The sequence below is a fragment of the Halorubellus salinus genome (genome assembly GCF_020567525.1).
Classification (GTDB): domain Archaea; phylum Halobacteriota; class Halobacteria; order Halobacteriales; family Natrialbaceae; genus Halorubellus; species Halorubellus salinus.
This window is the reverse complement of sequence record NZ_JAJCVI010000002.1, coordinates 72,970-94,021: the sequence shown is the minus strand read 5'-3', so window position 1 is coordinate 94,021 and position 21,052 is coordinate 72,970. Positions and strand designations below refer to the sequence as shown.

Here is a 21,052-nt window from a genome sequence, read left to right as displayed (position 1 = left end):
AGATGGCTGCGCGTCGGGTGGCCATCCGAGCGGGATGCGCGTCGACGCCCCAGCGGCCACCATCGAGACGTGGGACGGGACCAGCCAGAAAACCGCTGGAACGATGCTTAAGAGGTCTTGCGTCCAATATATCCGTATGACTGTCGAGACGCTGGAGACGCTCGGAATCGAACGGATGGACGACGGAGACATCAGGGACTTCCTGTCGAGTCAGGGGGTCGGTATCCTCGCGTTGCCGACCGACGGCGCGCCGTACGTCCTCCCGATCTCGTTCGGGTACGACGGCGACCGAGGGCTCTACTTCACGTTCGTCGCCGGCGACTCGAGCCGGAAAGCCGACCTGAGCAGCGGCGAGGACCCCGCGACGTACCTCGTCTACGCTGCCGAATCGCCGTTCCTCTGGCGGAGCGTCGTCTGCGAGGGACGCGTCCACGAGATTCCCCGTGAGGAGTGGGATGCGCACGACGAGGCGATGCAGGACAACGCGTGGCATCCCGACATCTTCGAGCGCGCGTTCGAGACGGAGCGCGTTCGCGTCTACCGGTTCGACGTCGAAGACTGGTCTGGCCTGCGCCACACGGGCCTCCCGCCGGGCCTGGAGCACCCGGACCGCTGAGCGCGCGTCGGAGCGGTCCCGACCGGCGTAACTGGTCGTCGACCCGAAGGACCGGGAGGGGGGACGCGGTACTTATCTCTCGGGCTAACGTATGAGAATCATGTCACGAATCGCGCTCGGGCGCGCCATCCTCGTCTCGGTCTACCGGGAGGCGCGCGCCGAGAACCTGACGTTCATGGCGGGGAGCGTCGCGTACCACGCGTTCGTCTCCCTGCTCCCGTTCCTCCTCGTCCTCCTCGTCGCCGTGGAGGCGGCGACCGACGGCGCGGTCGCTCGCGACGTCGTCACGGGCATCGGCGGGTACGTCTCCCCGAACAACGGCGCGCTGCTCGCCGACGCGGTCGTCTCCGCAAGTGCGAGCACCGGCCTCTCCATCCTCGGCCTCGTCACGCTCGTCTGGGGGACGCTGAAGGTGTTCCGGACGCTCGACAAGGCGTTCTCGGACATCTACGAGAGCGAGGCCGCGAACCCGCTCGCGGACCAGTTATCCGACGGTGTGGTCGTCCTCCTCGGCGTCGGCACCGCTGCGGCGCTCGCCGCGCTCGCCGGCACGGTCGTCTCACTCGACGGCTCCGGACTCGTCGGCGAACTCGTCGTGTGGGTCGCGTTCGTCGCGGGACTCGCACTCGCATTCTTCCCCATCTACTACGTGTTCCCCGACGAGGACGTCACCGTCCGCGAGGTCCTCCCCGGCACCGTCTTCGCCGCCGTGGGCTGGGCGACGCTCGAATCCGCGTTCCAGACGTACGCCACGATCGCTGGCTCGGACGACGCGTACGGTCTCCTCGGCGCCGTCCTCCTTCTCGTGACGTGGCTGTACGTCTCCGGGCTCGTCGTCCTGCTGGGCGCCGCGATCAACGCCGTGCTCGCCGGCCGAAGCGAGGACGTCGACCCGCTCCCGTGGCCGGGGACGCCCGCGGCCGCTGCGGTCGCGAACGGCGGCACCTCGACCCGCGACCACGGCGCGGCCCTGCGTGGAGGCACTTCCGACGACGCGGACTCGCGCACCGTCACCGACCTGCCCTCGGCCGACCTCGTGGCGCTCGCGGAAGCGCTCGAGACCGCCGAGCGCGCGACCGTCGTCGTCGACGGCCGCGAGTACACGCTCCCGCGACCGACGACGGCGGACGCGGAGACGACGACGGTCGCACGACCCGGGCTCTTCGGTGGCCCCGAGGCGCGCGCGGAACTCCGCGTCGTCTGGACGACCGAGGAGCGCTGACCCGACCGCTGGTCGATGGACGACCGCAGCCCCGGATGGCGCGCGCAGCCGGGTGGAACGCCACTGGAGACGACTGACCGAGGCGTCCGCGGTCCAGCGAGGGCGACGCAGGACCACCCGAGTGGGAACGACGCGAGAACGACGCGAGAACGACGAGGATTCGACCGAAAGGACCCGATTACAGCGGCTGTTGGCCTTGCGAGCGGACGTTCTCGACCTCGACCGCGACGTGAACTGACGACGGGAAGTCCCAGTCCGCGATCGAGCGCGCGAGCCCGTCGTGCCCGACGAGTTCGACGGTGCGCTCGTAGACGGTGTACTCCCAGTTCCCGAACGAATCGTCGCCCGCGACGGACTTCTCCAATGGGACGCGCAGTTCCGTCGGCGGGTTCGAGTGCGGTCCCTTCAACTCGGCGCCCTTCCGTGACGCGGTCTGCTTGATGTCGTCGACCACGCCGTCGAGCGCGGCGCGGTCCCCGCTCGAGAGCGTGAGGCGTGTGACGAAGCTCATTCCTGTACGAGCAGTCTCGGGCGACGACCTAAAGCACAACGGAACGCTCTCCGATATTCTCTTAAATCGGGGTGAATTACGTACCTGCAATGACAGTCGAAGCTACGAGCGCGGGCGCCATCCTCTTCCGGGATACGCGGGGCCAGCGCGAGTACCTTCTCCTCAAGAGCCGTCCCGGGGACTGGGAGTTCCCGAAGGGCGGCGTTGAGGGCGAAGAAGAGCTGCAGCAGACCGCGATTCGGGAAGTGAAAGAGGAAGCCGGTATCCACGACTTCCGACTACTGGATGGGTTCCGCGAGGACTACGACTACGTCTTCGAGGCCGGTGGGAAGACCATCCACAAGACCGTCCACCTGTTCATCGCGAAGTCCTACGAGGCGAGCGCGGAACTCTCCACGGAGCACCGCGACCTCCAGTGGCGCGACTACGAGCAGGCCGTGAACACCGTCACGCAGGACGGCCCGCGCGAGATACTCGAACAGGCCCACGAGTACCTGAACGAACTCAAGGAAGCAGACGAGATATAGTCGGAGCGGCGGCGTCGCGCGCCTGGAAGCGAAACGCCAGGCCGGTCCTGCCCGCAGGCGTGTCCAGCGACCGCTTAGGACGGGGCCGTTGGCGTCGCCGGCTGCTCTGTCCGTGAGTCCCAGTCTTCGTCCGCTGCTTCCTCGTCGTTCGCGTCGTCGCCGCGCCCGCCAGGGTCGTCGCTGCCGACCGATCAGGCGTCGGCCGTCTGCGACGATCCGTCGTTCGCCGGTTGGCTGGCGGTGAGGGTCGATACCAACCAGAGCCCGCTCGCGACGGTGGCGAGGATCCCAGCGAAGATCAGGCTAAGCGCGAGGCTGCTGTAATCAACTGTAAGAACGAGTTCGCCGACGCCGACGAGGACCAGCGACAGCAGCAGGCACGCGAACGCGAGCAATCGACGTATCGAGTGAAGGGCTTTCGCGGTGGACACGCCTGGGGCGTCTCGCGCCAGGCGTGTGAATCCACTGGAAACACCGAAAGGGATTCCCTGACGGCGCGCGGAGTCGACGTCGTGACGCTCCCCGGGTCCGATGCCGAGTTCCCCTTCGAGTTGGCGGTGTGTCGGTGGGCGGAGCGCGAGTGGCCGCCGGCGGGCGAGCGCGATAGCGCCGTGCTGGTCGCGCGCCAGCTCGGCACGCAGTCCCGGCGCTGGGACACCGTCGTCCTGGAGTGCGACCTCGCGGGGTTGACCGCGCGCGCCGCGTTCGGGCCGGACGCGCTCTCCTCGAACCAGCTGCACGTCGTCCGGCACGCGCCCGCGGACTGGGCGTACTATCGGGACGCGCTCCCCGACCCCGGGTACCCGTGGCGGTACATCCGCGAGAGCATCCACACGCTCTCCGCTCGTGGCGCGCTCGAGCACCGCAAGCGCGCTGGGCGCATCGAGATACGCCGCATCGGGCCGTACCCCGAGGCGTGGGTGCGGCGTATCGTCGCCGTGGAGAACAAGCCCGACCTCGACCGGACCGCGGCGCGCGCGCTCGCCGACCAGCTCGAGACGGACGTCGCGCTCGCGCTCGCCGACGAGGCGTGGGTCGCGGTGCGCGCGAACGACGACGTGAACGAACGCCTCCTGCTCGAAGGCCTCCCGGTCGAGGCCGGTATCCTCGCAGTCTCGGACGCGGTCGGGACCGACGCCGACCGTACGAGCGCCGAGGTCGTCTGGCATCCGCGGACGCTCACCGCGGACGACCCCGGGACGCGCATCCTCGAGAACCCCGATCCAGCAGACTCCGCGAGCGGGTACGACGCCTCCGCGGCACGGTTCGAGTACGCGGACGTCGAGTGGAAGCGCGGGAAGCGCCTCGCCATCGCCGAGCGCGCGTACGAGCGCGGCTGGCGGTCGTACGTCGACGCGATGCGGCCGGACTGCCGGCACTACCGGCTCGAATCCGCCGGCGACGGCCTCGTCCCCTTCTGCGACGCGAAAGGCCGCTGTCAGACGAGCGCCGAATGCCGCGGCGCGTGCAGCGAGTTCGAGCCCGAACCGCCCGCGTGGCGCACGCGAGGATGGCCCATCGACGGCGGGCCGGGGAAGGGCGCTCGGCGCGTGCTCGACCGCAGAAGAGCTCGGCATCGGCCGGCGCCCGACGAGTGAGAGCGGTCTCGCCGCCGAGTCAGTCCTCGGACACCGAGACGTCGAGTTCGTCGCGGTCGACCGCGAGCCGGAACGTCGGCACCGTCGTGTACACGACCTCGACGACGCCCTTGCGTTTCAGCGCCTGGAGCGCCGACCGGACGTCGTCCGTCGACGGGTCGACGTCGTACGCGTCCCGGAGGGCGTGCAGGGTCCCGACCACGCTCTTCCCGTCCTCGTCCGCTGCCGGGACGACCTCCACGAGCTGCGCCTGGAGGCGCGGCACGCGGACCGCCGTCGTCGTCCCGTCGTCGCTCGACTCGACGCCCGGGTCCACGTCGACGAGTTCTGCGGCGTCCGCGGTCGCCCGGATGAGGCTGTCGTCGTCCCGATAGTAGTACTCCTTCAGTTCGTTCTCCAGGTAGCCGTGGACGTCGCTCCCGCTGTCCATCCCCCATCGTTCCTGTAGCTCCCCGTTCTTCGTCGGCTGGAGTTCGACGATGTCCGCCAGCCGCTCGCGTGCCTCCTCCGAGAGCGTCATCACGTATCGGTACAGGCGGCCCGTATTTCCCGCTTCTGGAGTCCACGCGACGACCGGACGCGACGCTGCACCCGCGCAGGACCGGGCAGACTTGGCGGTACCACTAAGGTCCCGACGGTTGTCACGTCGTATCATGGATCGTACGCTGACGTACGAGCACGTCGAGACCGCGCTCGCGGAGTTCTCGTACCCGATCGTGCGGGACGACGTCGCAGCGGAACTCGCGGACGTCACCGTCACGTTCGAGTCGGGCGCCGAGGCGAACCTCGGCGCGCTCGTCTCCGAGACGGACAGCGACGCGTTCGACGCCGTCGCCGACCTCCACGAGGAACTCGACGACGTCGTCACCGCCGGCATCGAGCAGTGACCGCCAGCCGGCACACCTCCATCGGCGCGAGGGCACCGATAGCAGCCGGGAAGCGGACGACTTAACAGGGCGGCCGGTCGTAGCCCGGGCTAAGAATGGAGTTCTGTGACGAATGCGGTTCGATGATGAAGACCGAAGGCGACCACTGGGTGTGCGGGAGCTGCGGGCACGAACAGGGCCGTGACGAGGCGAAGGAAGCCGAGATGGTGACGACGGAGGGACAGGAGCACTCCGAGGTCGTCGACATCAGTGGCGCCGAGGAGAAGGGCCTGCCGCGGACGACCGCGCACTGCCCGAAGTGCGACAACGACCGCGCGTACTACTACATGCAGCAGATTCGAGCGGCGGACGAGTCCGAGACGCGGTTCTTCATCTGTACCGAGTGCGAGCACAAGTGGCGCGAGGACGACAACTAGCGCCCGGGACCGTTCGCTGACCTCGTTTCGAGCGCTGGCCGGAGAGAAACTTCTTTATCATCCGTGCAAGATTTCGGGAACGAGATGGATTCCCTCGAAGACGTATCCGAGGTCGCGTTCGAGCCCGACCGAGAGTTCGTCGAATCGACGAACGTGTACGAGTTCATGCAGGCGTACGGCATGAGCGACTACGACGAACTGATCGAGCGGACGTCGACCGAGGTCGACGGGGAGCCCGAGAGCGGCGTCGACTGGTTCTGGGACGAACTCGTCGACTACCTCGACGTCGAGTTCTACGAGGACTACGACGCCGTCCGAGACGACACCGACGGGCCACAGTTCACGGACTGGTATCCGGGCGGCGAGTTGAACATCGCGCACAACACCGTCGACCGGTGGGCTGCGCCGGACGCCGAGCAGCGGAACAAGGTCGCGTGTATCTGGGAGGGCGAACCCGGTGACGTCCGCGAGGTGACGTACCACGAACTCCACCGGCAGTCGAACAAGGTCGCGAACTACCTCGAGTCCGTCGGCATCGAGACCGGCGACACCGTCGGGCTGTACATGCCGATGGTCCCGGAAGTCATCTCGATCCTCTATGGCTGTTTCAAGGTCGGCGCCATCGCGGTCCCGATATTCAGTGGGTTCGGCGTGGACGCGACCGCGACCCGCATCGCGGACTCGGAGTGCTCGGTGCTGTTCACGGGCGACGGGTTCTATCGCCGCGGCGGCGAGGTGACGTTGAAGCACGCCGCCGACGACGCCATCGACGAGGCCGGGCACGTCGAGCACACGGTCGTCTTCGAGCGACTGGGGCGCGTCGAGAGCGACACCGAGGCCGTGCCGTGGACGAGCCGCGACGAGACGTGGGCCGAGGCCGTCGAGACGCAGGACGACGACTACGACACGAAGTCTCTTCCCAGCGACCAGGAGTCGATGCTCCTGTACTCGTCGGGGACGACGGGGAAGCCGAAGGGTATCGTGCACACGCACGCCGGCGTCCAGCTGCAGTGCGCGAAGGAGCTCTACTTCGGGTTCGACCTCCAGCCGAGCGACCGCTTCTTCTGGGTGAGCGACATCGGGTGGATGATGGGGCCATGGACGCTCATCGGGAATCACTCGTTCGGGAACACGATGTTCATGTACGAGGGCGCACCCGACCACCCCGAACCCGACCGATTCTGGGAGATGATAGACCGCCACTCGCTCACGCAGTTCGGTATCTCGCCGACCGCCATCCGCGCGCTCCGCAAGCACGGCGACGAGTGGCTGGAGGGCCACGACCTCTCCAGCCTCCGCTTGCTCGGCTCCACCGGCGAACCGTGGGACCCCGAGAGCTGGCAGTGGTTCCTCGACGAGGTCGGCGGCGGCGACGCCCCCGTCATCAACATCTCGGGCGGCACCGAGATCTGTGGGTGTTTCCTGATGCCGATGCCGATCAACGACCTGAAGCCGTGTACGCTCGGCGGCCCGGGGCTCGGGATGGACATCGACATCGTCGACCAGAACGGCGAGTCGATCAGGGACACGAACGAGCGCGGGTTCCTCGTCGCGCGGGACTCCTGTCCGAGCATGACCAAGAGCCTGTGGAGCGGCGACGAGCGCTACCTCGAGGAGTACTGGAGTAACTGGGAGGACCTCTGGGACCACGGCGACTGGGCGCAGATGGACGCGGACGGCTTCTGGTTCCTGCACGGGCGCGCCGACGATGCGCTCAACGTCGCCGGCCGGAAGGTCGGGCCCGCGGAGGTCGAGGGGGCGCTCATGGAGCACGACGCCGTCAACCAGGCCGCCGCCGTCGGCGCACCCGACGACACCACGGGGACCGCCGTCGTCACGTACGTTGTCCTCGAGGACGGCGTCGAGGAATCCGACGACCTCCGCGAGGAACTCCGCGCGGTCGTCGGCGAGGAACTCGGGAAACCGTTCCGGCCGCGCGAGGTCCTGTTCGTCGACGAGTTCCCGAAGACCCAGAGCGGGAAGATCATCCGGCGCGCCATCGAGGGTGTCTACACCGGCGAGGAACTCGGGGACATGAGCAGCATCGAGAACCCCGAGGCGTTAGAGAAGGTCGAGAACGCCCGATAGGGAGAGTCATCCCAGTGCGTCGCCGTTGACGTCCACCCGCGCGGCGTCGCTGTCGGCGGCCGCCGTCAGGGGATCGCTGTCGGCGTTCGATTTCGGAGCGTCACGGGCGAGGGTTGACGTGTAAACACGCGGTTATTGGGGCTTCTCGGGTGACTATCCTACCAGGTGTGACAGTGAGTGACAGTGCCCTTGGCATCCGTCGCTCGCGTCCGACAATGCAACCATGACACGAGACACTGCGGACTCTGACGGTGGAATCGACCGACGGTCGATGCTGGGTATGGTCGGCGGAACGGCAGTCGCGGCGGCCCTCGCGGGCTGCAGCACGCTGCTCGGCGAAGACGACCAGAGTTCGGGCGGTGAGGCCGACGTCCCGGACGAACCGATACAGGCGGGCCTCCAGACGTACACCGAGGGGGCGGCGTCCGTGCTCGGCCTGCAAGCCCAGTACGGCGCGGAGATCGCCATCCAGCGCATCAACGACGCCGGCGGTATCGCCGGCCGGGAGATGGAACTCGACGTCGCGCACGAAGCGGACGCGGCCGTCGAGAACTACACGCAGTTCGTCGACGAGGGCAAGGAGGTGACGTTCGGCCCGATATCCAGCGGCGGCCACGCCGCGCTCGCGCCGGAGGTCGAGTCGCAGGGCGTCGTGAACGTCGGCACCGACGGCACCGTGACGACGCTGTACGAGGACACCGTCCCGGACCCGACGTACTCGTTCCGCTTCCAGAACTACGACGTGATGGAGGTCGTCACCGCCGCGCGCGAAGCCGTCGCCCGCATCGGCGCGGACAACATCGACAGCATCGCGGGCATCAACCCGAACTACGCGTTCGGTCAGGACGAGTGGAAGTTCTTCAAGCTCGCGATACAGCAACTCGTCGGCGACGTCGACGTCGTCTACGAGGGGTTCCCGGAGCTGCTCGCCGACGACATGTCCACGCACATCACCGAGGTGAACGACAACGAGCCCGACGTCACGTTCACGAGCGTCTGGGGCGGTGACGTGACGACGCTCATGAATCAGGCGGCGGCGAACGACATGTTCGACAACACCCAGCTCGTCGGCAGCATCCTCTACAGCGCCGTCGACGAACTCGATCAGGACGTCGTCGAGCAAGCACAGGCGTTCTCGGGCAGCCGGAACTGGTACTGGGACTTCCCGAACGGGTCGCGGTGGAGTCCGAACGCGGACCTCTTCGAGCAAGCCCAGTCCGAGTACGACGTCGTCCCGACCGCGCACTTCATGAGCGGGTACGGTGCGGTGACGGCGTGGGCGACCGCGACGGCGAAGACCGTGGACATCCTCGGCGAGTGGCCGTCCCAGGAGCAGATCGCCCGCTCGCTCGAGGACCACGGGTTCCACACGCCCGCGGGCTACCACGTGATGGGGTCGGACCACCAGGGCAAGTCCAACGCGTACTCCGGGAGCCTGGAGTGGGACGACGACCTCGGTCGAGCCGTTCTCGAGGACGTGAACGTCTTCACGCCCCAGGAGGTCGCACCGCCGATCGGCACCGACGCCGAAGAGTGGATCAACAGCTGGTGATGACACGTCCACACATGGTATCGACGCAAGCGCGACCACTCCGGCAGTTCAGGGACCCATGGTAGAACTGGCGAACTTCGCGATCCACACGCTCAACGGCATCCAGTACGGGTTCATCCTGTTCCTGATAGCCTCCGGACTCACCATCATCCTCGGGATACTCGACGTCCTCAACCTCGCACACGGCGAGCTGTACGCCGTCGGCGCGTACGTCGCGTTCTCCGTGTTCGGGTACGTGAGCGGCGCGTTCGCGAACCCCGAGGGGTTCGTCGGGCTCGCGACGTTCCTCGTCCTCTCGCTTCTCGCTGCGGTCGTCGCGGCCGCGATCATGGTACCGCTCGGGCTCCTCCTGGAGGCGGTGTTCCTCAGGCCACTGTACGGTCGGGACGAGGTGTACCAGCTCGTGCTCACGTTCGGACTGCTCCTGATACTCAAGGACATGAACAAGCTCATTTGGGGACCGCTTCCCGTTCGCGCGGGCGACATTTACAGCGGCATCAATCGAATCCCGGCGGCGGAGTTCGTCGGCCTGACGTTCCCGACGTTCAAACTCGTCATCATCGCGGTCGGCGCGGTCGTCGTGGTCGGCCTGTTCTACTTCTTCAACCGGACGAAGCTCGGCCGCATCATCCGCGCGACCGCCATCGACCGCGAGATGGCGACCGCCATCGGCGTGAGCACCGACCGGGTGTTCACGCTCGTGTTCGCGATGGGCGCGTTCTTCGCCGGGTTCGCCGGCGCGATGGCGCTCCCGCAGAGCAACGCGAGCCTCGAGATGGGTGCGAACCCGCTCGTGTTGTCGTTCGTCATCATCGTCATCGGCGGCCTCGGGAGTCTCCGGGGCGCGTTCGTCGGCGCGATGATCGTCGGCGTCCTCAGCCGGTGGGCGGTCTGGCAGTATCCGCCCGCGGAGATCGCCGCGCCGTTCGCCATCATGGCACTGATACTGCTCGTGAAACCGAACGGACTGTTCGGCACGTGGGGTGAGACGGCGTGAGCGACGACGACCACCAGTCCCTGAAGGCGTGGGGGCGTCGAAGCTACGTGCCCGCGACCACGACGCGAGACGGCGACCGGTACGTCCGCGTCTCCCGCGGGATGGTGCTGTCGCCGCGTCGAATCGCGGGCTGGCTGGCGCTGCTCGCGCTGTTCGTCGCCGTTCCCGACATCGCGTCGCTGTCGTCGAGCATCCAGCAGCGCGTCCTCCACCAGGGCGTGCTGTTCGGGCTCGCCGCGGTCGGCCTGAACGTCCTGCTCCGGCACACCAAGCTCGTGTCGTTCGGGCACGCAGCGTTCTTCGGCACCGGTGCGTACACCGCCGCGGTGCTCGCGAGCCAGTTCGACGTGACGAGCATGCTACTCCTGCTCGCCGCGGCGACGCTCGTCGGGACGCTGATGGCGGGCGTCATCGGGTTCCTGTCGCTCAGACACACGGGCCTGTACTTCTCGCTGCTGACGCTCGCGTTCGGCCAGCTCCTGTACGCCATCGCGCAGGGCCAGAGCTACCTCGGTGGGAGCGACGGCCTCCCGGTGCGACCCGGCGAGGCGAATCGCGCGACGCTGTTCGGCGTCGAACTGAGCGCGGACGTCTACAGCGTCGTCGTCTACTACCTGACGGTGCTCGTCGTCGTCCTCGCGTTGTTCGTGATGTGGCGGGTCGTGAACTCGCCGTTCGGGAACGCCTTGGACGCCATCGGGCAGGACCGGACGCGCGCGCAATTCGTCGGCATCCCCGTCCGGCGGTACGTCCTCGCCGCGTTCGTTATCTCGGGTATCTACGGAGGCGTCGCCGGCGGCATGTACGGGCTCGTCCAGCAGCACGTCCGGCCGGAAGCGACGCTCTACTTCCTGCGGTCGGGCGAGATCCTGTTCATGGCGATCCTCGGTGGGTTCGGGACGCTCGTCGGGCCGCTCGTCGGCGGCGTCGTGCTCGTCTTTCTCCAGGACGTCGGGCGGGACTTCACGAACTACTTCGACGCCCTCACCGGGATCGTCCTCCTGTTGCTCGTGTTCGGATTCCCGCGCGGTATCGTGGGGTCGCTGCAGTCTGGCAGCCGCCTCCGCGCGGCAGTGAGCACGTTCAGCGACGACCCGGCCATCGTCGGCGAGTGGGCGACCGAAGCGTGGACGAGCCTGTGGGCGGCAGTGGGTCGTGCAAGACGAAACCTGCGGATGCTCGTACTCGGGGTGCGTTAACATGTTGAAAGCTACGAATCTCAAGAAATCGTTCGGGCAGCTCGTTGCAACGGACGACGTCGACGTCGAATTCGGCCGAGAACCCGGCGAGATGGTGTTCATCGTCGGACCGAACGGTGCTGGGAAGACCACGCTCGTCAACCTCCTCACCGGACTCCTCGAGCCCGACGACGGGAACGTCGTCCTCACGCGGACCGACGAGGACGGCGAGACCGTCGAACGGGACATCACGAACATGCCGCCGCACGAGCGCGTGAAGGCCGGCGTGGTCCGGAGCTTCCAGGTCGTGCACGTCTTCGAGGAGATGTCGGTTCGCGAGAACGTCCGTACCGCCGTCCTCTCCGAGCAGGACCTTCTCGGGAGCGCGTTCAGCTTCAGCGACGAACACGGCGGCGTCGAGGCGCTCGTCGACGACCTCCTCGAACGCTTCCGGCTCGACGATCAACAGCACGTCGTCGCGGACAAGCTCCCGCACGGCGACCGGAAGCTGCTGGACGTCGCGATGTCGTTCGCGCTCGACCCGGACGTCCTCCTGCTCGACGAACCCACGTCGGGCGTCTCCGCCCGGGAGACCGACTACGTGATGGAGACCATCGTGAACGTGAGCAAGGCCGAGGGCGTGGCGACGGTCGCGATCGAGCACGACATGGACCTCGTCAGCGAGTACGCCGATCGCGTCGTCGCTCTCCACCAAGGGGGCGTCCTCGGCGAAGGCCCGGCGTCGATACTCGAGACGGACGACGAACTCCGCCGCGTCCTCCTGGGGGTGGGCGCATGAGCGCTGACTCCCTGCTCTCGGTCCGCGGCCTGGACGCCGCCGTCGAGGGCTTCCAGGTGACTGAGGACGTGGACCTCGACGTCGCCGCCGGCGAAGCCGTCGGGCTCGTCGGCCGGAACGGGGCGGGGAAGACGACGACGTTCCGCGGCGTGATGGGGCTCGCGGACCTCTTCGCGGGCTCGGTCCGGTTCAAGGGCGAGGAGCTCACCGAGTTACGCCCGGAGGTCGTCCCGATGCGCGGCATCGGTTACCAGCCGGAGGATCGAAAGCTGTTCACGGGGATGACCGTCGAGGAGAACTTCCGTCTCCCCATCTGGAGCGTCGGCGACGCGCGCGGACTCGACGACGAGGACGCGATCGTCGAGGAGGTGTTCGACGTCCTCGACGAGCTCGACGACCGACGGGACGCGCTCGTCGAGAACCTGAGTGGCGGGCAAGCGAAGATGGTCGCCATCGGCCGCGCGCTCGCGCTCCAGCCCGACCTCCTCATCCTCGACGAACCGCTCGAAGGGCTCGCGCCCATCGTCGTCGAGAACCTCAAGGGCTACATCGAGGAGATCAACGACCAGGGCATCGCGGTCCTCATCGCGGAGTCGAACGTCACGCACGTCCCCGACATCGTCGATCAACTGTACGTCATCGAGCGCGGTGAGGTCGTCGACAGCGGCCCGCCAGACGAGGTCGTCGAGAAACCGGACGTCCAGCGACTGATGCAGGGCAGCGGGGTCGAGTGATCTGTCCCTGATCGTTCGGCGCTCGATGGCCGGTCACTGGCCGACGTCGAGGTCGTCGATCGCGTCGATGACGCGGCCAAGGACTTTGCGTTCGCCCCGTCGGAGGTTCTTGGAGACCGCCATCTTGGAGACGTCGAACTCGTCGGCGAGCGTCGACAGCGTCGCGTCCCGCGGCGTCTGGAAGTACCCGTCGGCGACGGCGGAGCGAAGCGTCTCGCGCTCGGTCCGGGAGAGCTCGCGGCAGCCGTCGAGGAGCGAGATTGCGGGGTCGACGTTCCGCATGAGGTCGTAGTAGTCCTCCAGGTCCATCGACTCGCGGGATTCGACGTCGAAGTCGTTGTTCCGGTCGAGTTCGCTGAGTGCGCCGTCCGCAATCCGTTCGCGGTCGAATCCGACGTGCCAGGTCTCGCTGCCGGCGTCGATCTCGAACGGGCCCGTGATGTACCCGTCGCGGTCGCGGATGACGCCCATCGCGTCGGTCTGGCCGATGCGCGACCGGATGAGTGCGAGGTCGCCGTCGCGCCGGAGGAGGTCGTACCCGTGCATGTTCGAGTGGTCTCGGAGCGTCCGCAGACCGTTGTCGAGCGCACCACGGTCGTCTCCCTCGACCATGATGCGCGTCTCCAGTACCTCACTGGCGGGGTTGAAGTCCCACTGGCGGGCGTAGAAGGACACGTCATTCTGGACTGTCGTATCGATGTACGGGCAGTCGTACTGGACCATGTCCATCTGGAGTGATATCATCTAGCATAGAATCTGTCCCCAGTCGTTTATCGCTTTTTATCCAAACACCAACATCCCTCCCGGAAGCGCGATACCGCCACCATGGACTGTCGCGACGCTCGCACTGCCACCGACCGCCGCCACGGACTGTCTCGACGCTTTCGCCGCGACCGACTGCCGCGACGATCGTGCCGCCCCCGATCGAGACGGGAGTTCGAGCCGGGTACGGAGTCGCTGCGGGCGTGGCCGTATACATGTCAACCCCCCGCTTTTCACTGCTGGGTAGTGCCTCTCTACACGAATGACAGATAGTACCACGCACGAGCGACTGCAGGTCGCGGAGATAACCGCGGACGACATCCTGTTCGTGGACGACGACCACTTCGCGACCAAGAACGTCTGCATCGTCACCGGCGCGGGGTCGGGTATCGGGCAAGCGACGGCGCTCGCCGCAGCCGCGAACGGCCTCACCGTCCTCGCGACGGACATCGACGCGGACGGCCTCCAAGCCACCCAGGCGAAGGCCGACGACCTCGACGTCGCGGGTGGCGTCGAGACGACCGTCGCCGACCTCACGACCGACGCCGACCACGACCGCATCGTCGACGACGCCGCTGCACTCGGCACCGTCCGGTACCTCGCGAACGTCGCCGGCATCCAGCACATCGACGCCGTCGAGGACTTCCCGATGGAGAAGTACGACCAGATGCACGAGATAATGCTCCGTGCACCGCTCTCGCTCGCCAAGCGAACCATCCCGCACATCCGCGGGACCGAGGACGGCGTGGGCGCTGTCGGGAACATGGCGTCGGTCCACGGGCACTACGTCACCGCGGACAAGGTCGGCTACAACGTCTCGAAGTTCGGGCTGCGCGGACTCACGCAGTCCATCGCCGCCGAAGGCGGGAACGGCCTGCGCGCGTTCTCCATCAGCACCGGGTACGTGAAGACGCCGCTCGTCACCGACCAGATACCCGATACCGCCGAACAGCGCGGCATCTCCGTCGACGAGGTCATCGAGGACGTGATGCTCGGGCAGTCCCGCGTGAAGGAGATGATGGACCCCGTCGACGTCGCGAACCTCTTCGTGTTCGGGTTCTCCTCGCACGCCGACCACCTCAACGGCGGCGACCTCTGTTTCGACGGCGGGATGACCCTCACCTACGAGTAATCCACGACGACCGCTCTCGCGAGCGAGACACGACGTCTTCAGAACTCGACGTCGCGGACGCCGAGGACGCGGTCTTCCGGGGCGTCGCGGTCGGGGCCGACGACGGCGGCGTCGGCGGTGGTGTCGTCGTCGGGGAAGACGACGGTCCCGCCAGCGGAGAGGGGTGCGAGGACGCCTGCGGCGAATGCGCGCGGGTCGCTGAGAGGCGCGCGGACGGCGACCTCGGTATCCGCCGTGAGCGAGAGGCGGTCGACCGCGTCGGCGGCGGCCGTGAGGAGTTCGCCGTGCGTGAGCGCTTCGACGCCGGTGACGAGGGCGACGTTCACGGGGATGCGGGCGTCGGCTTCGGGTGGCATGGTCGGGTTCTCGCTCCAGATGTCGCCCTCGAAGTGGTAGACGTCGGGGTCGTCGTGGTCGCCGCCGTACGCGATGCGTTGCGTGCCGGGTTCGAGGTCGTAGTCGTCGACGTCGTCGACGTGAGCGACGACGGCGCGAGCGTCGACGTTCGTGGGGGCGCCGACGTACGCTTTCGCGCCGAGGAGTGCGGCGCCGAGGACGGCGAGTACGGGTTGTGCGCGCGGGTCGTCGCCGACGCCGACGGTCGAGCGTGCACGGACGCCGCGGGCGTGCAGGAAGTTCGCGGTCTTCCACGTCGTCGTACACAGCCGCTGATAGTCGTAGAACTGGCCGTGTGCGGGTGCTCGGAGCGCGGGTGCGTCCGAGCGTCGCGAGCGCGCGACGAGGTCGACGAGCGTGTCCATGTGCGAGCGTTACCGACGGCCGGGCAAAGACCCGACGGTCTGGGACGCTGCCGGGGTTCCCACCTCGAAGGTCTCGTTCACACAACACGTGCTCGGGGTGCCGTCGCGGCGGTGAATCCGGCGACGCGAGCACTGAACGGACGGCTGTCGCCCGACGCGGGCGTGGAACTGCCGCAATCGTTATGCAGGTGGTATCTAAACGTAGGCGTGTTACGCGATGGCAACTGGATACGTTGCAGGGGTGATTCGGGGGTTGTTCGACGCCGTCTTCCAGCCGCGGCGGTTCGTCCAGTCGCGGACCGACAACTACGCCGCGGGCTGGGTGTGGACGGCGTTCGAGATGAATCGACTGGCGGTCGTGTACGTCGTGAACCTCGCGCTGTACGCCGTCCCGCTGACGCTCGCGGGTATCGGCGTCCAGAGTACCGCGGCCGCGCCGTCGTGGTTCGTGGCGCTCGCCGGCGGGCTCGCCGACCCGACGTCGCTCTGGCAGTTCCTCTCGGCGCTCGTCCAGAACTCCGCGTTCCTGACGGTCGCTGCCGTACTCACGCTCGTCAACTACCACGCCGCGGTCCTCCTGACGCTCAACTCGAAGGGCGTCCTGCAGACCGCACACACGATAACGTACTCGACGAGCGCGTACCTCGCGGGCCTGTTCAGTCTCGTCTGGTACCTCTCGCAGTCGGCGACGACCGAAGTCGCGGCGGCGTTCGTCGTCGCCATCCAGAAGGAGTTCATCTACTTCTTCATCGACGCGCTCGGGAGCGAGTTCACGCTCGCGTCCGGGCGACCGGACGCCGTGAACGTCGCGGCGGTCTCGCAGGAAGGTCAGCTCGTGCTCGCGGCACTCGTCGGCTGCGTGCTCTACTACCTGTACTCGATGTACCTCGGTGCTCGCATCAATCACGGCGCGTCGCGGTTCACGGGCTTTCTCGTGCTGCTCGCGGTCGCCGCCGCACCGGCACTGTACATCGTCGGAACCATCCTCGCGTACTCGCTGAACATCGTCGGGTAATCCATGACTGAAGACTCAGACGAACGGTTCGTGGCGAATCGAGACGAAGACACCTTCGGTGGCGACATCGTCACCGTCGCATCACCAGCGACCCAGCTCGTGCTCGGCTACCTCGTCCTGACGGTCGTCGTCGGCGGGTTCGTCGGCGCGTTCCTCTACCAGAACCCGACCCTGTTCGGTGAGGGAGAGAACGCACGCATCGCGGGACTCGTCGTCCTCGGGTTGACCGTCATCGGCGCGGTCCGGCTCGCGATCAAGTACGTCGTCCTCTACCGGACGAAGTACGTCGTGACGACCGACAGCGTCCGCCGCCAGTACCACCTGGCGTACCGCGAGGAATCCCGCGAACTCCCACTCCACATGATCCGGGGCGTGGAGCTCTCGAAGAGCCGCCTGCAGTCGATGCTCGGGTTCGCGACCATCTCGTTCCTCTCCGTCGGGAGCAACCGCGGTATCGGGTACGTCGAGTTCGACAACGCGGCGGAACCGGAACGCCTCCAGCAGGCCGTCCTCGAACTGCTCGAGACGCAGCGCGAGGAAGCGACCGAGGAGAACCAGTCCGCGCAGGAGGCGACGGACTCGAGGCCGTCGCAGCGACGTGGTCGTGGCCGGAGCCATCAACGAGACGAACCGGCGTCCTCGCAGTCGTCACCGGAATCGAACGCGCCGGACGCGAACGACGCTGCCGAACCACCGGCGGACGCGACTGGTACCGAGAGACAGGGCCGCGCCGCGGACCGGGACGACGAGACGCGACGGCCCGTCTCCGGGAACGAGAAGCCGGCGGAGGCCGCCGAACCGGACGCTCAGGACTGACACCACCAGCCCGCACGAGACCAGGCGAACGCTCGGCGAGGAATGAAGCGGCGGGGACGGGTTCCCGTCCGGTCCGCGCGGTCAGAACGAGTTCTTGATCTTCTGCCAGAACCCTTCGGCGAGCTCGATCTCCTCGCCGCCGGCTTCCGCGAACGCCTCCAGTGCCTCGCGCTGCTCGTCGTTCAGCTCGCTCGGCTCCGGCGTCACGACCTGGACTTGCACGACGAGACTCCCGCGACCGCGGCGGTGCGTACGCGGCATCCCGGCGCCGCGCTCGCGGAACTGCTCGCCGCTCTGCGTGCCCGCGGGGACCTCGAGGGTGACGTCCTCGCCGAACACGTCCACGGTGACCTCGTCCCCGAACGTCGCCTGCGGGAACGATATCGGGAGTCGATAGTAGAGGTCGTCGCCGTCGCGCTCGAACTCGTCGTGGTCGCGGACGCGGACGTCGATGAGGAGGTCGCCGTTCCGCGCACCAGGCTCGCCGGGCGCACCCTCGCCTTCGCGACGGATCGTCTGCCCGGTCTTGATGCCTTCCGGGATGTCCACGCGCATCGTGACGTCCTCGCGAACGATGCCGTCGCCACGACACTCGCCGCACGTCTCGTCGTAGAGCTCGCCAGCACCGTCACAGCGCGGGCACTCGCCCGTCTGCTGCATCCGACCGAACGGCGTCTGCTGGACGCGCGTCACGCGACCCTCGCCGTTACACTCCGGGCACGTCTCCGCGTCCGCCTCCGGCGGATGCCCCTCGCCCTCGCAGACGTCACAGCGCGACGGTCGCGTGATCGAGACCTCCTTCGTCACGCCCTCGAACGCCTCCTCCAGATCCAGTCCGAGCTCCATCCGGAGGTCGCGCCCCGGTCGCGGCCCACGCTGCCCGCCGCCAGCACCACCACCGCCGAAGAACTGCTCGAAGATATCGTTGATACCACCGCCACCGCCAGCACCACCGAACGGCCCGCCAGCACCACCCGCACCACCGAACGGCCCACCAGCACCACCAGCGCCACCAGCACCCTGGTCGAACCCACCGCGCTTCTCCGCCTGCTCGAAGCGCTCGTGACCCATCCGGTCGTACGCCTGCCGCTTCTCCTCGTCGGTCAACACCTCCTTCGCCTTCTTGACCTCCTTGAACTTCTCCTCAGCGTCCTCCGCGTCGGACACGTCCGGATGATACTCCGCGGCCTTCTTCCGATAGGCCTGCTTGATCTCGTCCTCGGACGCATCTCGACTCACACCGAGCGCGTCGTAGAAGTCCTCACTCATCTCGTTACAGCCAGTTAATCCGTTGAACCACTTCAAAAGCGCGGGTTCGGTCGAGGAACCACCACCAACCCAACACCACCCTCGAACCACGCACCGCAACGCCACTCACGAACACACGACCACCGAAAAGAACCAAGAACACGCACCGACTACCGCAGACGCACCGGGTCAGGCCTCTTCGTCCTCTTCGACGTCCTCGAAGTCGGCGTCGACGTACTCCTCGTCGCCTTCAGCGGCAGCGCCTTCCGGGCCAGCGCCACCCATGCCACCGGGGCCGGCCTGCGCGCCCTCCGGGCCGCCCTCGGCCGCAGCACCGTCGTACATCTGCTTCCCGATCTCCTGGAGTTCGTCCGAGAGCGCCTTTGACGCGTCCTCGATCTCCTCCTTCGACACCTCGTCGTCGTCGAGCGTCGCCTCGAGTTCGTCCATCTGCGCTTCGATGTCCTCGATGAGCGCGTCGTCGACCTCGTCGGCGTTCTCGTCGAGGAGCTTCTCCGCGCGCTGGAGCGTCGCCTCCGCGTTGTTCCGCGCCTCGATGCGCTCGCGGCGGCGCTTGTCCTCCTCGGCGTGCTCCTTCGCTTCCTCCTGCATCTGGTCGATCTCCGCGTCCGACAGGCCCGCACCACCCTCGATGGTGATGTCCTCCTTGTTCCCGCTGCCCTTGTCCTCCGCGGTGACGTTCACGATACCGTTCTCGTCGATACTGAACGCCACCTCGATCTGGGGCGTGCCAGCGGGCGCCGGCGGGATGCCAGTGAGGTGGAACTCGCCGAGCATCTCGTTCTCGTCCGCGATCTCGCGCTCACCCTGGAACACGCGGACCTGCACCGTCGTCTGGTTGTCCGCCGCCGTCGTGAAGATCTTCGACTCCTCGGTCGGGATCGTCGTGTTCTTCTCGATGAGGCGCTCGAACAGCCCGCCCTTCACCTCGATACCGAGGCTGAGCGGCGTGACGTCCAGCAGGACGATGTCGTCGACCTCGCCGCCGAGCACGCCACCCTGGATCGCCGCACCGAGCGCGACGGCCTCGTCGGGGTTGACGTTGCCCTTCGGTTCGATGCCGAGCATCTCCTCGACCTGCTCCTTGACCTGGGGCATCCGCGTCGACCCGCCCACGAGGATGACGTCGTCGATGTCGTCCTTTGAGTAGTCCGCGTCCTCGAGCGCCTGCTCCGTCGGCGCCTGCGTGCGCTCGATGAGGTCCGCGCTCAGCGACTCGAACTTCGCACGCGTCAAGCTCTTCTCCAGGTGGATCGGGCCGTCGTCCGTCGCCGTGATGAACGGCAGGTTGATCTCCGTCTCCTTCCGGCTCGACAGTTCGATCTTCGCCTCCTCCGCGGCGTCCTTCAGGCGCTGGAGTGCCTGCCGGTCGTCACGCAGGTCGATGCCGTGCTCGTCCTCGAACTCGGCGGCGAGCCAGTCGATGATCGCGTGGTCCCAGTCGTCGCCACCGAGGTCGTTGTCCCCGTTCGTCGCCACGACCTCGTACACGCCGCCGCCGAGGTCGAGGATGGAGACGTCGAACGTCCCGCCCCCGAGGTCGTACACGAGCACGGTCTGGTCCGAGTCGTCGTCCAGGCCGTACGCCATCGCGGCCGCCGTCGGCTCGTTGATGATGCGCTCGACGTCGAACCCGGCGATCTCGCCGGCGTCCTTCGTCGCCTGGCGCTGTCGGTCACTGAAGTACGCCGGGACCGTGATGACGGCCTTCTCGACGTCGTCGCCGAGGTAGTCCTCGGCGTCGCGCTTGATCTTCTGGAGGGTCATCGCCGAGATCTGCTCGGGCGTGTACTCCTCGCCGTCGATGTCGACCGTGTAGTCCTCCTCGCCCATGTGGCGCTTGATGGAGGAGATCGTGCGGTCGGGGTTCTGGATCGCCTGGTTCTTCGCGGGTTTGCCGACGAGGCGTTCACCGTCCTCGGTGAACGCGACGACGCTCGGCGTCGTTCGGTCGCCTTCGTTGTTCACGATGATCTCCGGGTCGCCACCTTCCATCACCGCGAACGCGCTGTTTGTGGTACCGAGGTCGATACCGAGAATCTTGTTACTCGCCATGTTGAGTGTCTATTGGAACCTGACCGTTTTAAAAGTTGCTTTACAGAGTGTTCTCTCGAATAAAATTGCCTAGGGGTACTCAAACCAGCAAAAATGGTAAATTACAGGCTGTCAGCT

22 protein-coding genes are annotated in these 21,052 nt (G+C 67.1%); 15 read left to right on the top strand and 7 right to left on the bottom strand.

What is annotated here, in order from left to right; all coding sequences use genetic code 11:
* Nucleotides 1-136: 136 nt before the first annotated feature.
* Together LI336_RS04930 and LI336_RS04925 are read left to right on the top strand one after the other, a co-directional pair.
* Nucleotides 137-616, top strand: coding sequence for a pyridoxamine 5'-phosphate oxidase family protein (locus tag LI336_RS04930; RefSeq protein WP_227131533.1), 480 nt, complete (start codon nt 137-139; stop codon nt 614-616).
* Between the two features lie 100 nt (nt 617-716).
* Nucleotides 717-1,838 carry a YihY/virulence factor BrkB family protein gene (locus LI336_RS04925; RefSeq protein ID WP_227131532.1) on the top strand — a complete coding sequence of 374 codons (1,122 nt, stop codon included), beginning with the start codon at nt 717-719 and terminating at the stop codon, nt 1,836-1,838.
* 178 nt (nt 1,839-2,016) lie between these two features.
* On the opposite strand, the gene LI336_RS04920 is transcribed toward LI336_RS04925, so the two are convergent.
* Nucleotides 2,017-2,349 carry an uS10/mL48 family ribosomal protein gene (locus tag LI336_RS04920; protein WP_227131531.1) on the bottom strand — a complete coding sequence of 111 codons (333 nt, stop codon included), beginning with the start codon at nt 2,347-2,349 and terminating at the stop codon, nt 2,017-2,019.
* 89 nt (nt 2,350-2,438) lie between these two features.
* Between LI336_RS04920 and LI336_RS04915 the strand changes: the two genes are divergently transcribed.
* Complete coding sequence (locus LI336_RS04915; RefSeq protein WP_227131530.1) at nt 2,439-2,876, top strand: bis(5'-nucleosyl)-tetraphosphatase; 438 nt, start codon at nt 2,439-2,441, stop codon at nt 2,874-2,876.
* A gap of 191 nt (nt 2,877-3,067) precedes the next feature.
* Here the strand turns inward: LI336_RS04915 and LI336_RS04910 are convergent, their stop codons facing one another.
* Entirely contained in the window at nt 3,068-3,307 is a 240-nt protein-coding gene (locus tag LI336_RS04910; RefSeq protein ID WP_227131529.1) for a hypothetical protein, read from the bottom strand.
* An 81-nt stretch (nt 3,308-3,388) separates the two neighbouring features.
* Between LI336_RS04910 and LI336_RS04905 the strand changes: the two genes are divergently transcribed.
* Nucleotides 3,389-4,474, top strand: coding sequence for a DUF5787 family protein (locus LI336_RS04905; RefSeq protein ID WP_227131528.1), 1,086 nt, complete (start codon nt 3,389-3,391; stop codon nt 4,472-4,474).
* Between the two features lie 19 nt (nt 4,475-4,493).
* Here LI336_RS04905 and LI336_RS04900 read toward each other — a convergent pair whose 3' ends face one another.
* Nucleotides 4,494-4,994 carry a DUF5797 family protein gene (locus LI336_RS04900; protein WP_227131527.1) on the bottom strand — a complete coding sequence of 167 codons (501 nt, stop codon included), beginning with the start codon at nt 4,992-4,994 and terminating at the stop codon, nt 4,494-4,496.
* 133 nt (nt 4,995-5,127) lie between these two features.
* Between LI336_RS04900 and LI336_RS04895 the strand changes: the two genes are divergently transcribed.
* The 8 genes from LI336_RS04895 (at nt 5,128) to LI336_RS04860 (ending at nt 13,125) form a co-directional block, all read left to right on the top strand.
* On the top strand, nt 5,128-5,361 hold the full coding sequence (locus LI336_RS04895; RefSeq protein ID WP_227131526.1) for a DUF5789 family protein: 234 nt from the start codon (nt 5,128-5,130) through the stop codon (nt 5,359-5,361).
* A gap of 95 nt (nt 5,362-5,456) precedes the next feature.
* Entirely contained in the window at nt 5,457-5,777 is a 321-nt protein-coding gene (locus LI336_RS04890) for a transcription factor S (RefSeq protein ID WP_227131525.1), read from the top strand.
* Between the two features lie 84 nt (nt 5,778-5,861).
* Nucleotides 5,862-7,865: an AMP-binding protein gene (locus LI336_RS04885; RefSeq protein WP_227131524.1), complete on the top strand. Its 2,004-nt coding sequence runs from the start codon at nt 5,862-5,864 to the stop codon at nt 7,863-7,865.
* 223 nt (nt 7,866-8,088) lie between these two features.
* Complete coding sequence (locus tag LI336_RS04880) at nt 8,089-9,417, top strand: ABC transporter substrate-binding protein (RefSeq protein ID WP_227131523.1); 1,329 nt, start codon at nt 8,089-8,091, stop codon at nt 9,415-9,417.
* A 58-nt stretch (nt 9,418-9,475) separates the two neighbouring features.
* Nucleotides 9,476-10,414, top strand: coding sequence for a branched-chain amino acid ABC transporter permease (locus LI336_RS04875; RefSeq protein WP_227131522.1), 939 nt, complete (start codon nt 9,476-9,478; stop codon nt 10,412-10,414).
* Nucleotides 10,415-10,461: 47 nt separating this feature from the next.
* Nucleotides 10,462-11,613, top strand: coding sequence for a branched-chain amino acid ABC transporter permease (locus tag LI336_RS04870; protein WP_438267274.1), 1,152 nt, complete (start codon nt 10,462-10,464; stop codon nt 11,611-11,613).
* A 1-nt stretch (nt 11,614) separates the two neighbouring features.
* Entirely contained in the window at nt 11,615-12,391 is a 777-nt protein-coding gene (locus tag LI336_RS04865) for an ABC transporter ATP-binding protein (protein ID WP_227131520.1), read from the top strand.
* Nucleotides 12,388-13,125, top strand: coding sequence for an ABC transporter ATP-binding protein (locus tag LI336_RS04860; protein ID WP_227131519.1), 738 nt, complete (start codon nt 12,388-12,390; stop codon nt 13,123-13,125). The genes LI336_RS04865 and LI336_RS04860 overlap by 4 nt, the downstream gene beginning before the upstream one ends.
* 33 nt (nt 13,126-13,158) lie before the next feature.
* Here the strand turns inward: LI336_RS04860 and LI336_RS04855 are convergent, their stop codons facing one another.
* On the bottom strand, nt 13,159-13,869 hold the full coding sequence (locus LI336_RS04855; RefSeq protein WP_227131518.1) for a helix-turn-helix domain-containing protein: 711 nt from the start codon (nt 13,867-13,869) through the stop codon (nt 13,159-13,161).
* 280 nt (nt 13,870-14,149) lie between these two features.
* On the opposite strand from LI336_RS04855, the gene LI336_RS04850 reads away from it, so the two are divergent.
* Entirely contained in the window at nt 14,150-15,019 is an 870-nt protein-coding gene (locus tag LI336_RS04850) for an SDR family oxidoreductase (protein ID WP_227131517.1), read from the top strand.
* A 38-nt stretch (nt 15,020-15,057) separates the two neighbouring features.
* On the opposite strand, the gene LI336_RS04845 is transcribed toward LI336_RS04850, so the two are convergent.
* Nucleotides 15,058-15,780: an acyl-CoA synthetase family protein gene (locus LI336_RS04845; RefSeq protein ID WP_227131516.1), complete on the bottom strand. Its 723-nt coding sequence runs from the start codon at nt 15,778-15,780 to the stop codon at nt 15,058-15,060.
* Nucleotides 15,781-15,997: 217 nt separating this feature from the next.
* On the opposite strand from LI336_RS04845, the gene LI336_RS04840 reads away from it, so the two are divergent.
* Together LI336_RS04840 and LI336_RS04835 are read left to right on the top strand one after the other, a co-directional pair.
* Nucleotides 15,998-16,795, top strand: coding sequence for a hypothetical protein (locus LI336_RS04840; protein WP_227131515.1), 798 nt, complete (start codon nt 15,998-16,000; stop codon nt 16,793-16,795).
* Between the two features lie 3 nt (nt 16,796-16,798).
* Nucleotides 16,799-17,611 (top strand): PH domain-containing protein, encoded by an 813-nt coding sequence (locus LI336_RS04835; RefSeq protein WP_227131514.1) that lies wholly within the window; start codon nt 16,799-16,801, stop codon nt 17,609-17,611.
* An 81-nt stretch (nt 17,612-17,692) separates the two neighbouring features.
* Here LI336_RS04835 and dnaJ read toward each other — a convergent pair whose 3' ends face one another.
* Entirely contained in the window at nt 17,693-18,880 is a 1,188-nt protein-coding gene (gene dnaJ / locus LI336_RS04830; protein WP_227131513.1) for a molecular chaperone DnaJ, read from the bottom strand.
* Between the two features lie 168 nt (nt 18,881-19,048).
* Nucleotides 19,049-20,935, bottom strand: coding sequence for a molecular chaperone DnaK (gene dnaK / locus LI336_RS04825; RefSeq protein ID WP_227131512.1), 1,887 nt, complete (start codon nt 20,933-20,935; stop codon nt 19,049-19,051).
* Nucleotides 20,936-21,052: the final 117 nt, after the last annotated feature.